Genomic DNA, 11905 nt, shown 5'->3' with positions numbered 1-11905 from the left:
TGCTTACTCCAATTCGATCTGGATCTTGACGTCGCGCGGATTGCCGCTGGCGGCCGCGTCGAAAGCGGCAACGCCGTCAGCGAACTTGAACGAGCGCGAGATGAAAGGTTTGACGTTGATCTTGCCGGAGGCGATCAGGGCCAGCGCGCGCTGGAAGATATTGGCATAGCGGAACACCGACTCTATGCGGATTTCCTTGGCCAGGATCGCGACAATATCGATTGCCACCTTGTTGGCCGGCAAACCCACCAGCACCAGACAGCCTCCCGGACACAGCAGATCGAAGATGCCGTCGTAAGCCTTGTCGCTGCCGCTGGCTTCAAACACGATGTCAGCGCCCCACTCGCCGCTCAGGCCGGTCACCGTTTCCAGCAGCGATTGCTGGCGCAGGTTGACGGTAGTGATGCCAGGATAGGCATGGATCAGGTCCAGCTTTTCCTGCACCAGGTCGCAGATCACCACCCGGCTGCAGCCGCCGGCCAGCGCCGCCAATGCTGTCATCATTCCAATCGTGCCGGCGCCCATCACTACCGCCAGGTCGCCCGGCTTGATCCGAGCCTTGGTGGCGGCCTGCAAGCCTATCGCCAGCGGTTCGACGATCGCGCCTTCAGCAAAGCTGACATTATCCGGCAGCTTGAATGTAAACGCGGCAGGATGCGAGACGAACGGCGTCAGGCAACCATGAATCGGCGGCGTCGCCCAGAAACGCACTGCCGGATCGAGGTTGTACAGGCCGAGACGGGTCGCCTTCGATTCGAAATCCGGCACGCCGGGCTCCATACAGACGCGGTCGCCGACCTGCAGATGCCTGACCTCGGCGCCGACTTCGGCCACCACACCGGAGGCCTCATGTCCCAGCACCATCGGTTCGCGCACTGTAAAGGAACCTATATTGCCGTGCTGATAGTAATGCACATCGCTGCCGCAGACGCCGACCGTATGAATCTTGATCTTGACGTCGCGCGGACCGATCGCCAGCGGCAAGTCAATCTCGCGCAGCTGGATGTCATGTTGTTTTTCGAGAACCAGGGCCTTCATCATCTACTCCATTATCTTGTTCCTGCAGCGGGACGGCGCTGCTCCGTTTTTTTGTCATGTTTAGTCTTGTGCAAAGCTCAGCGATGCTTAAGCATGGAATTGAGCAGCTGGCTCAGCAAACCCAGGAATACCAGCGGCGGCAATGCCAGCAGCACAGTGGAAGCGTTGACCACGCCCCACGGCACCTCCTGCCCCATCGAGGTGAATGTGGCGGCGATCACCGGCAAGGTCGCGGCCTGCTGGGAGGTCAGGGTCAGCGCCATCATCAGTTCGTTCCAGACCAGCACAAAGCTGAATACGACACCGCCCAGCAAGGTCTTGGAAGCAATCGGCAAGGCAATGCGCCAGAACACCGCATACGGCCCGTAGCCATCGATGGTGGCGGCCTCTTCGATTTCGCGCGGGACCCGCTGGAAGGCCGGGATCGAGAGCCAGATGATGGTCGACAAGGTGGTCAGGAGATAGGTCACGATCAGCGAAAATCGGGTGTCGTAGACGCCAAGGTCAATCCAGATAGCCATCAGCGGAATCGCCACCGCCACCGGTGGCAGGAAGCGCAGCGACAGCACAAAGAACTGGACATCGTCCCGGCGGCGGAAGAGGTAGCGCGCGATGGCATAGGCGGCGGGCACGCCCAGCAACGCACCCAACCCTACTGCAACGCCCACCACCAGGATGCTGTTGTACAGGCCGGACAGCACTTCAGGCGTGTGCAGCACCTGCCGATAGTTGTCCAGCGTCGGCCGGAACAGGAAGCGCGGCGTCGGTGAGACAATATCCATCAATTCCTTGAGGGAATTCAGCAACGCCCACAGCACCGGGAACAGGGCCACCGTCACCAGCAGCGTCAAGCCCAGCCAGCCGATTGTCCGAGACAACCGGCCCGCCAGCTTGCCGCGGGCGACATTCTTATGGATCATGGCCGGTTGCATCTCGCCCGTCACTGTCCTGCCTACGATTATTCCTGCCATTTTTTTGCTCGCTTCCAAATGATTGTGAACAGCGCGGTAGTCAGCACCATCATCAGGACCGCCATTGCCGAGGCGTAGGAGATATCGCCTGACAATCCGATTCCTTGAGAATAGGCATACATGTCCAGCGTCTCGGTGGCGATGCCAGGACCGCCCTTGGTCATGACATAGATCAGATCGAAAGAACGCAGCGACTCGATCATCTTGATCAGCGCCAGGCTGACCAGCGGCGCCCGCAGCATCGGCAGCGCCACCAGGGCGTACACTTCCCAGCTGCGTGCATAGTCGATGCGGGCCGCTTCCAGCGGCTCCGGCGGCAAGGTTTCCAGCAGCTTGAGCACGATCACGGCAAAGAACAAACCCCATTGCCAGACGTCGACAAAGGCCACCGCCAGCAACGCCAAGGCAGGATCGGACAGGAAGGCGACGTTGCCAAGCCCGACGAAACCCAGCAGCCAGCTAACAATGCCCAGCAAGGGCGAGAACATGAATTTCCACAGGAAGGCAGCCGATACCCGTGGCAGCAGCACCGGGATAATCAGCAGCACCGACAGCAGGTTGCGCGTGCGCGGCGAGGTTTTCTCAAACAGCCAGACCGCCAGCAGCACGCCCACCACCAGTGTGCCGAGCACAGTAACCGCTTCCCATTGTGCCGAGACCTTGATGGCGTTGAGGAAACGGCGGTCCGCCGCCAGCCGCGAAAAATTTTCAAACCAGACGAAATGGCTATCAGCGTATTGCAGCATGCGGTCGCGCAGCGCCAGATAAATCGCGCCGACCGTCGGCACCAGCGCCAGCACCGCCAGGATCAGCAAGGGCGGCAGCAGGAACACATAGGGCAAGGAAGAACCATGATGTTTATTCATTGTCATTTCTCGAAAGGCTGCGCCAGGCGGCGCCGGAGCGAGGCCGCCTGGCAATCCGAAGTAACATTCAGTTGCGGCGGCCGGCGCGGGCGATGACGGCGTCGGTATATTTGGCGGCGTCGTCCAGCGCGGCTTTGACATCAGTGCGGGTGCCGGTAAACAGTTCTTCCAGCACAACGCCAAGGTTATCGCCGACCTGCGGCCACAGCGGCGACGACCAGATATTCAACCTGGTGGTATCGGTGATTGCCTTCAGGCCAGCGACGATTCCCGGCTGCACATGCTGCTGGAAGTAAGGACTGCCAATCGTGCTGCTGCGGTTATAGTCGCTGAACACGCCGTCCTTCAGGCGCGCCTGCTCCTGTTCCTTGCTGCTGGCCCAGGCGATGAATTTGCCGGCGGCCTGGCGCGTGCATTCATCTTTGCTGCCATAGGCGGCAATCGCAAAACCGTGACCGAAACCTGCCGAAGACAACGGCGCCGGCGGCCGCGCATAGCCGACCTTGCCCACTACTGACGATTTGGTAGGATCTTCCATCCAGTCCGCGAACGGCGTCGACTCAATCATGAAAGCGACCTTGCCGGCGCGGAAGGCTTCAACCGCATTGCTCCAGTCGTAGGTGGCGGTGCCGGGAGGCGTGTACTTCAGCAGATCCATGTAGGTTTGTGTGGCTTTGACCCCGGCCGCCGAATTGAAGCCAGCCTTGCCATCCTTGTCGACCCATGCGCCGCCCATGGCGGTGAAGAACGGCGACCAGCGCCACACGTTCATGCCCGAACCGCGCTGACCGCGCGCCACCCAGCCGTAGACTGCCGGCGGGTTATTCACCTTCTTGATGGCGGCCTGCAATTCTTCCAGTGTCTTCGGCACGGCAATGCGCGCCTTGTCCAGCAAGTCCTTGCGGTAATAGAGGAAATCGCCGCCACCATACAGCGGTGCAAAATAAGCAATATCCTTGTAACTGGCGACGGCACGGCGGCCGGGCAGGAAATCGCTGTAGTCGTATTCCTTCGGATAGTATTTCAGCAAGGGCAGGATCCAGCCGGCGGCGGCGAACTCCGCCACATTTGCTTCGTCCACGTAGTAGACCTGATAGGCGCCGGCCTTGGTCGAAGCGTCCAGACGCGACTTGCCGCGGCGATCGTTTTCGCCGAAGTACACCAGGTCGACCTGGGTGCCGCTGGCCTTGCGGTAGTCAGCCAGCGATTTTTCGAGCGTAGTGAGACCCAGCGTCTTCTGGGCCAGTACCTTCAATTGCGGAACACTGCAGGAATCCGCCGCAAAGGCGGTCGGCATCAGGAATACCAGGCCGGCAAGTCCGCCGGCATAGGCGAGTTTGTTCATTACTATTGTCTCCTCTGTTTTTTGAGCACCGCAGCGAAATGCAAACCGCCGACGATTACCGTAGACCGGCTGCGCCGATCGCGTCTTTGTGACGCAGGGAGACTATAGAGTTGCCGGTCCGGCTGGCGCTACCACAAAAGGCGGGGCCGGCTTGTACTATTTTCACAGGCGGCCCCGTGGAAATAGTACAAGCCGGCCCTTTTTCCGGCCATCGGGACGGTCGGTAACAATACCGGCGTACTGCCCGCGCAGACAATGCATAAATACACAGGGCGCCGGACCGGCCGCCTTGGCCGCCGGCCTTGTGCTGGCCCGGGCTCCATCCTATAATCGGCAAGTTTTCCCCCACAGCATCAACCCGCAAGCTCTCGCAAATTATCCGTGTTACGTATCCGCCGCCAAAAAATTGTTGTCTGGAGCTGCCTGTTTGCCATCTGGCTGGGCATCCTCATGCCGACAGTTTCGCAGTCGCTCAAGGCGAGCGGAGCGATCCAGGCTTATAACCAGATATACAACGAGATCTGCACCTCGGCAGGGCTGGTCCAAGGCGATGGCAGCGGCAAATCGACGATGCCGGCCGGCGACCACTGGAATGCCTGCGGCTATTGCTCGCTGCTGGCCAACAGTCCGCCGCCGACGGCGTCTTTCGCTCTCCTGCTGGCGACTTCGGTGGCGTCAGAACATGCCAGTCCGCTGCTGTACGATTACATCGCACCACGGCCGTTCCGCGGCCGCACCCATCCGCTCGACCCGCCCCCCGCCTTCTCCTGACCGGCCTTTTTCCGGCAGCTGAGCTGCCGCCCATCCTCGATTGCCGCAGCAATCCGGGGATGCTCATCTATTGAAGTCCAGGGGAATTTTATGCTTGCTTTGCTCACGCAAACCGAGAGTGCTTCGTCGCGTCGCTACCAGCCGCCGGCGCTCTTTTCTATACGGCGCTCATGCGCGCTGTCTGCCGCCTTGCTGCCGCTGTCGTTTGTCTTACCCATGTTTGTGCAAAGCGCCCGCGCCGCCGACGACGATGCTCATGCGGCGCCGGCAGTATTCGTCACCGGCGCCCGCGAAAAGCGGGTGCTCGATCCCAACCTGCCGGCCAGCAGCGAACGCATCACGGCCGAGCAGTTGCAGAACCTGAACGTCGTCAACACCGAAGACGCTTTGAAATACATGCCGAACATGGCGATCCGCAAGCGCTTCATCGGCGATGAAAACGCCACCATTTCGGTACGCGGCAACGGCACTTCGCAGACTGCGCGCGGCCTGGTGTATGCCGACGGCCTGTTGCTCAGCAACCTGCTCGGCAATACACACAGCTTCCCGCCGCGCTGGTCCATGGTTTTTCCGGAGGACATTGCCCAGGTAGACGTGATCTACGGCCCGTTTTCCGCCCTGTATCCCGGCAATTCGATGGGGGCGACGGTTGCCATCACCACCAAGATGCCGACCAAACTGGAAGCCATGGCCAAGGTCCAGGTATTCAGTCAGCAGTTCAATCTGTTCGGCGTCGACGGCCATTTCGACGGCAACAAGAGCACCGCGGCGATCGGCAACAAGGTCGGCGACCTTTCCTTCCTGCTCGGCGTCGATCACCTGAGCAACGCCGGCCAGCCCTTCGTCTACGCCAGCCAGCCGCGTTCGACGCAGGCCGCCGGCGCCGCCGCCATTCCAGTCACCGGGGCTTATTCCTATACCGATCCGAACGGCGCACCGGCCACCATTTTCGGCGTCAACGCCGAAGGCGCCGAACACGCGGTGCAGGACCAGTTCAAGTTCAAGGCTGCCTACGACATCACCCCTACCCTGCAAGCCGGCTTCACCTTCGGCTACTGGCGCCAGCAGGTCAGCAACAGCACTCAGACCTTCCTGCGCGACGCCAACGGCAATCCGGTCTACGCGGGACTGGTGAATATCGGCGGCTACCAGTACAAGCTGCCGGAGTCGTTCTTCGCACCGGCGGCCAGCGAAAGCGAGAACCAGCTGTACGGCCTGACGCTGAAAAGCCGCAATGCCAGCGGCTGGAACTATTCGGCAATCGCGTCCTGGTTCGATGTCTCCAAGAGCATCGCGCGCTCCGCCAACAGCGGGCTGGCCAGCAATTCGAGCGGCGTCGCCACCTTCGGCGACGGCTCCGGCTGGAAAACCCTGGACCTGGCCGCCGACTACAAACCCGCAGCAGTGGTCGCTGGCAGCCACTGGCCAACTATCGGCTACCACTACGACAATTATTTTCTTGAAAACACGACCTACAACCTGAGCAACTGGCGCAGCAACAACGGTAACGACCGCAGCGGCTTCAATAACGCCTTTGCCGGCAAGACCGAAACGCAGGCCTTGTTTGCCCAGGATGCCTGGCAGCTGAGCCAATTGTGGAAACTGACTTACGGCCTGCGCTACGAAGACTGGCGCGCCTACGACGGCGTCCGTGCCGTTCCTGGTTCGAGCCAACACTACGCCGATCGCAGCCTGGCCTACTGGTCGCCCAAGGCAGCGCTGGCCTACAAGGCCAGCCCAGACCTGACCCTGCGCTTTTCCACTGGCCGCGCCTATCGCTTCCCGACGGTCAGCGAACTGTTCCAGGGCAGCCTGACCGGTTCTACGCTGGTTAACAACGATCCCAACCTGAAACCGGAAAACGACCTGGCCAAGGAACTGAGCGCAGAGTGGGCGCATTTCAACGGCCTGCTGCGCCTGTCGCTGTTTGAGGACGACGTCAAGAACACCTTGTTCAGCCAGACCAACACCACGGTATTTCCCAACGTGACCAGCATCCAGAACATCGACCGCGTCCGCTCGCGCGGGATCGAGCTCAGCTATGCCGCCGAGGATGTGATGCTGCGCGGTCTGGACCTCAGCGCCAGCGTCGGCTATACCCGTTCCATCATCCTGGAAAACAGCAAAAATCCAGCGACGGTCGGCAAGAACTTTTACCGCATCCCCTTGTGGCGCGCCAACCTGGTGGGCAGCTATCGCATCGGCGACCAGGCCACGGCGACGCTGGCCGGCCGCTATTCCGGCCGCCAGTACAACACCCTGAGCAATACCGACGTCAACCCGGACACCTTCGGCGGCACCAGCTCCTTCCTGGTGTTCGACAGCAAGCTGACGTTCAAGCCGAGCAGGAATACCGAGCTTGGTGTCGGCGTCGACAACCTGACCAACCGCCGCTACTACGTCTACTACCCCTATCCGGGCCGGACCTTCTATCTGGAAGCCAAGGTCAGCCTGTGAACCATTGCACCAGTCACGCCGCTTATTTTGTAGGGTGGGCACGCTTTTGTGCCCACGCGGATATCGATACAGCGTGGGCACAGAGAAGTCTGAACAAACATTTATCGCAAGGAAAACCATGCCATCCATTTCTACCCAGACGCTGCCAGACGACAGCAGTTCAGTCGCGTCGCGCAACTACCGCATCCTGTGGCGCTGGCATTTCTATGCCGGCCTGTTCGTCATGCCCTTCCTGATGGTGCTGGCGATCACCGGCGCTATCTATGTCTTCAAACCGCAGATCGAAAACCTCCTGTATGGCGATATGCTGCACGTCGCCGCCAACAGCCAGCCAAGACTGGCCTACGGCAAGCTGCTCGGCATTGCCGCCGGCGCCCTGCCCGCAGATGCCGCGCCAACTTCGGTATCAGTCAGCGCGGATCCATCGCGCAGCACGGAAGCGGTATTCCGCCTGCCGTCGGGCGACAGCACCAGCGTCTATCTCGATCCGTACAGCGGCCGGCTGCTGGGCATGCTCAGCGTCGAGCATCGCTTGATGAAGCAGGTGCGGCAGCTCCATCGCGATCTGCTGCTGGGGCGCTGGGGCGGCTGGCTGATGGAGCTGGCCGCCTGCTGGACCCTGGTCATGCTAGGCACCGGCATCGCACTCTGGTGGCCGCGCAAACAGTTTGCCGTCTGGGGCACGCTGCTGCCGCGTCTCGGCCTGCGCGGCCGCGCCGTCTGGCGCGAACTGCATCTGGTGGCCGGCATCTGGGTGTCGATAGGCGCCCTGTTTTTCATCCTGAGCGGCTTGCCCTGGTCCAGCTTCTGGGGCAAGAACTTCCAGGCCCTGGTGACTTGGGCCGGCGCCAGTCAGCCGAAAGCAGTGGCCAAAGCGCCGCCGGCGCATGAACATGACATGTCCGCCATGGCTGACATGCCCGCGATGAAGATGCAGGAGCTGCCCCTGGCGAACGTTCCCTGGGCGATGGGAGCAACGACAGTACCGCAGTCGCACCAGACGCCACAACAAGCGCTGGACATCGATCAGGTAGTGGAAATCGCCGCACGCAGCGGCATGGCGACTTACCAGCTGGCGCTACCGGCCAAGAGCTCCGGCGTATTCACCGCCTCGTATGCGCCAGGCGCCGGAGAATTCGTGCGTTCCGACCTGGACCGCCAGCGCACCCTGCATATCGATCAGTACAGCGGCAAGATCGTCAAGGACCTGCGTTTTGCCGACTACAATCCGGTCTCGAAACTGGTGACGCTAGGGGTGGCGCTACACATGGGGGAATATTTCGGCCTCGCCAACCAGCTGCTGTGCGCAGCGATTTCGCTGGCCTTGCTGGGCATGGCGCTCAGCGGCTTCGTGATGTGGTGGCTGCGCCGTCCGCAAAATTCAGTCGGCGCGCCCAAGCGCGTATTGCAGCCACCGCCATCCATCACGCGCTGGAAAGGCTATCTGGCGCTGCTCGGCATCCTGTTTCCGCTGATGGGTGCGAGCATGCTTGCAGTGTGGCTGGGCGATACGTTGCTTTTCAGGAAGCGTACCTGAACCTCGTCAGGCAAGCACTTCGACACCGCTAACGCCTGCCGCCATCTCGCCGATGACAGCAGCATCGGCGAAGCCTTCGCGCCGGAACAGCGCCAGCACCTCCTCCACCGCGCCAGGGTCGCAAGAAACAAGCAAGCCGCCCGAAGTTTGCGGATCGGTCAGCAGGCCGCGTTGGACACTGGTGATGGATGCCGCCAGCGACACTTCATGGCCGTAGCCATCCCAGTTGCGCGGCGAGGCGCCGGTGACATAGCCCTGCTCCGCCAGTTGCTGCACGCCTGGCAGCAAGGGCACCGCCGCCATGCTGAGGCGGGCGCTCAAGCTAGCCGCGCGCGCCAGTTCCAGTGTATGGCCGAGCAGGCCGAAGCCGGTGACGTCGGTCAACGCATGCACCGCTGCCATCTCGGACAGCAGCTTGCCTGGCTTGTTGAGCTTGGTGGTGTTGTCTATCAGGGCCGCATAGCCGGCGGCGTCCAGCGCATCTTTCTTCAGCGCGGCGGACAGCACGCCGACGCCGATCGGCTTGCCCAGCACCAGCTTGTCGCCGGCCTTGGCGCCGGCATTGCGCTTGATCTTGGAAGGATGGACCAAGCCCAGCACCACCAGGCCGTAGATGGGTTCGACCGAGTCGATGGTATGGCCGCCGGCAATCGGGATTCCGGCTTCTGCGCAGACCGACTCGCCGCCCTTGAGGATGCTGGCGATTACTTCCAGCGGCAATTTGTTGATCGGCATGCCGACCAGCGCCAGCGCCATGATCGGCGTGCCGCCCATGGCGTACACGTCGGAAATGGCGTTGGTGGCGGCGATGCGGCCGAAGTCGAAAGGATCGTCGACGATGGGCATGAAAAAATCGGTGGTGGCGATCAGCGCCTGCTCGTCGTTCAGCAGGTAGACCGCGGCATCGTCGGCGGTTTCTATCCCGACCAGCAATTCCTTGGGCACCGGAAAGCCGCTGGAACCTTTGAGGATCTGCGCCAGCACGCCGGGCGCGATCTTGCAGCCGCAGCCGCCGCCGTGGGAAAAGGAAGTAAGTTTGATGCTGCTTGCGGAGAGATCGGACATACGGTTCCTGGGTCAATGACGCCTGCTGCAAGCGTCGGTTAGCGGCCGGCATGCGCCTGGCCGGGCCTGTTATCTGTCTTGATGCAACTGCTTGGCAGCCTGCAAAAAAGCCTCTGCTGAAATATCCGCGAGATCGAGTATCTGCGCGGTCGAGAACTGGCCGAAATTGCGCTTGATCGATTGCGCATAAGCCGGATCATAGTGCTTCAGCAACAGCTCATCAACCAGAGGTTCGATCTGTCCGGCCGACGCCATTTGCTGCCACTCGCCGACCTTCTCGCGGCCATGCAGGTAGGCCAGGCAAGCCAGTTGCGTATTCAGCAGGGCCGGATCGGCGACAAAGTGAGAATAATCCTCCAACAGCAGCTTGACCCGCTCGGCCCGCGGCAGCGCCAGTGCGATGCAGAAGGACTTGCGAATCTGTTCCATCAGGGCCTCCGGCACCCGCAGATTACCGATCTTCTTGCTTTCCGATTCGACAAATACCGGATAGCGCACATCGAAGTATTGCAGCTTGTCCCAGATCCTGCTTTCAAAGGCCTTTTGCGATGGTTGCGCCTCCTGCGGCAGATTGCCCAGCACCGAGCCGCGATGGGCGGCGATCTGTTCCAGGTCGAGCACTTGTGCGCCTTGCTGCTGCAGCACCTGCAGCAAACGACTCTTGCCGCTGCCGGTCGGTCCACAAATCACCTTGTAGCTGAACTGCTGAGGCAACTGCTCCAGGCTGCCGATCACATAGCGGCGGAATTCCTTGTAGCCGCCCTCCAGCTGGACCACCGGCCAGCCGATTTTCGCCATGATATGCGCCATCGCGCCGCTGCGGTTGCCGCCACGCCAGCAATAGATCAGCGGTGTCCATTCGCGCGGCTTGCCGATGAACAGGGTTTCGATGTGCTGCGCGATATTGCGGGCCACCAGCACCGCGCCCAGCTTCTTGGCTTCAAATGCGTTGACCTGCTTGTACAAGGTGCCGACCTGCACCCGCTCGTCATCGCTCAGCACAGGACAATTGATGGCGCCTGGAATCCGGTCTTCGGCAAACTCGGACGGCGTGCGGGCATCGATGATGGTGTCGAACTGCCTGATCTGGGGGAACACTTCTTCAAACGATAGTAATGCTGGGTATTTCATTCGCGTTTTCTATTGGTTGGCGCTGCACCGGAAGCGTCATTATCCGGCATTTTCACGGGCTCCCCGCGAATCTCCTCAAAACTCGGCCGGCCTTGCCAGCATGCCCCACGCCAGCTGCACCAGCTCATCTTCAAATTCGACGCTGCCCAGCAGCGGCGACTTCTCCAGCGAAGCGCTGCGGATGGCGCCGATCACGGCGCGCGTCACCACGAACATCATGGCCGGCGTCGGCGGCCGCAGGTTGGGATGATGGATGCGCTGCATGCTGATGGCAATCCGCTCCGCCGTCTCGCGCAGGGCCTGGGTGATGTCTTCGTGGTGATCGTGCTGCCAGGCGAAGCGGATCATCGCCCGCTTGGCGCTGCGGCCGCTGCCCAGTCCTTCTATATTGATGCGGATGAACTGGCGCAGGAAGGCTTTCGGATCGAGCTGGTCGATCTGGGTTTCGGCGCTTTCCATCAAGGCATCCAGCTCGTCCATCACGCGCCGCCGCTCGCGCGCGATCAAGGCCGTCAGGATGGCGTCTTTGCTGGGGAAATACTGGTACAGGGTGCCGATCGAAAAACCAGCCTTTTCCGCCACTTTGTTGGTGGTCAGGCCAGCCTCGCCTTCGCTTTCCAGAATCTGAGCAGTCGTCTCGAAAATGGTTTCTATGGTGCGTTGCGCCCGCTCCTGGATCGGCAATTTTCGCATTGTTTCAGAGGGAGAACCGGGAATTCGCTTG

10 protein-coding genes are annotated in these 11905 nt (G+C 61.2%); 3 read left to right on the top strand and 7 right to left on the bottom strand.

The genetic code is table 11. The annotated features are described in order from the left end of the window. Nucleotides 1–3 precede the first annotated feature (3 nt). From CPter91_RS10205 to CPter91_RS10190, 4 genes are all read right to left on the bottom strand, one after another. Complete coding sequence (locus CPter91_RS10205; protein WP_061939850.1) at nucleotides 4–1038, bottom strand: NAD(P)-dependent alcohol dehydrogenase; 1035 nt, start codon at nucleotides 1036–1038, stop codon at nucleotides 4–6. A gap of 77 nt (nucleotides 1039–1115) precedes the next feature. Next, on the bottom strand, nucleotides 1116–1958 hold the full coding sequence (locus tag CPter91_RS10200; RefSeq protein WP_061946080.1) for a carbohydrate ABC transporter permease: 843 nt from the start codon (nucleotides 1956–1958) through the stop codon (nucleotides 1116–1118). Nucleotides 1959–1996: 38 nt separating this feature from the next. After that, nucleotides 1997–2875 (bottom strand): carbohydrate ABC transporter permease, encoded by an 879-nt coding sequence (locus tag CPter91_RS10195; protein ID WP_061939848.1) that lies wholly within the window; start codon nucleotides 2873–2875, stop codon nucleotides 1997–1999. Between the two features lie 67 nt (nucleotides 2876–2942). Further along, complete coding sequence (locus CPter91_RS10190) at nucleotides 2943–4172, bottom strand: ABC transporter substrate-binding protein (RefSeq protein WP_417924857.1); 1230 nt, start codon at nucleotides 4170–4172, stop codon at nucleotides 2943–2945. Between the two features lie 429 nt (nucleotides 4173–4601). On the opposite strand from CPter91_RS10190, the gene CPter91_RS10185 reads away from it, so the two are divergent. The 3 genes from CPter91_RS10185 (at nucleotide 4602) to CPter91_RS10175 (ending at nucleotide 8985) form a co-directional block, all read left to right on the top strand. Further along, nucleotides 4602–4991, top strand: a complete 390-nt coding sequence (locus CPter91_RS10185; RefSeq protein ID WP_061939844.1) for a DUF2946 domain-containing protein — start codon at nucleotides 4602–4604, stop codon at nucleotides 4989–4991. A 90-nt stretch (nucleotides 4992–5081) separates the two neighbouring features. Continuing rightward, nucleotides 5082–7448, top strand: coding sequence for a TonB-dependent receptor (locus CPter91_RS10180; RefSeq protein ID WP_082792757.1), 2367 nt, complete (start codon nucleotides 5082–5084; stop codon nucleotides 7446–7448). A 118-nt stretch (nucleotides 7449–7566) separates the two neighbouring features. Further along, a complete protein-coding gene (locus CPter91_RS10175; protein WP_061939842.1) occupies nucleotides 7567–8985 on the top strand; it encodes a PepSY-associated TM helix domain-containing protein in 1419 nt (472 codons plus the stop codon). A 6-nt stretch (nucleotides 8986–8991) separates the two neighbouring features. Here the strand turns inward: CPter91_RS10175 and selD are convergent, their stop codons facing one another. From selD to CPter91_RS10160, 3 genes are all read right to left on the bottom strand, one after another. Next, nucleotides 8992–10050, bottom strand: a complete 1059-nt coding sequence (gene selD / locus CPter91_RS10170) for a selenide, water dikinase SelD (protein ID WP_061939840.1) — start codon at nucleotides 10048–10050, stop codon at nucleotides 8992–8994. A 69-nt stretch (nucleotides 10051–10119) separates the two neighbouring features. Continuing rightward, nucleotides 10120–11181 carry a tRNA 2-selenouridine(34) synthase MnmH gene (gene mnmH / locus CPter91_RS10165; protein WP_061939839.1) on the bottom strand — a complete coding sequence of 354 codons (1062 nt, stop codon included), beginning with the start codon at nucleotides 11179–11181 and terminating at the stop codon, nucleotides 10120–10122. A gap of 75 nt (nucleotides 11182–11256) precedes the next feature. Then, entirely contained in the window at nucleotides 11257–11874 is a 618-nt protein-coding gene (locus CPter91_RS10160; protein ID WP_236906002.1) for a TetR/AcrR family transcriptional regulator, read from the bottom strand. Nucleotides 11875–11905: the final 31 nt, after the last annotated feature.

The organism is Collimonas pratensis, from assembly GCF_001584185.1.
Classification (GTDB): domain Bacteria; phylum Pseudomonadota; class Gammaproteobacteria; order Burkholderiales; family Burkholderiaceae_D; genus Collimonas; species Collimonas pratensis.
Note: the sequence above shows the minus strand (reverse complement) of the source record. Positions and strands in the feature narration are given on the sequence as shown.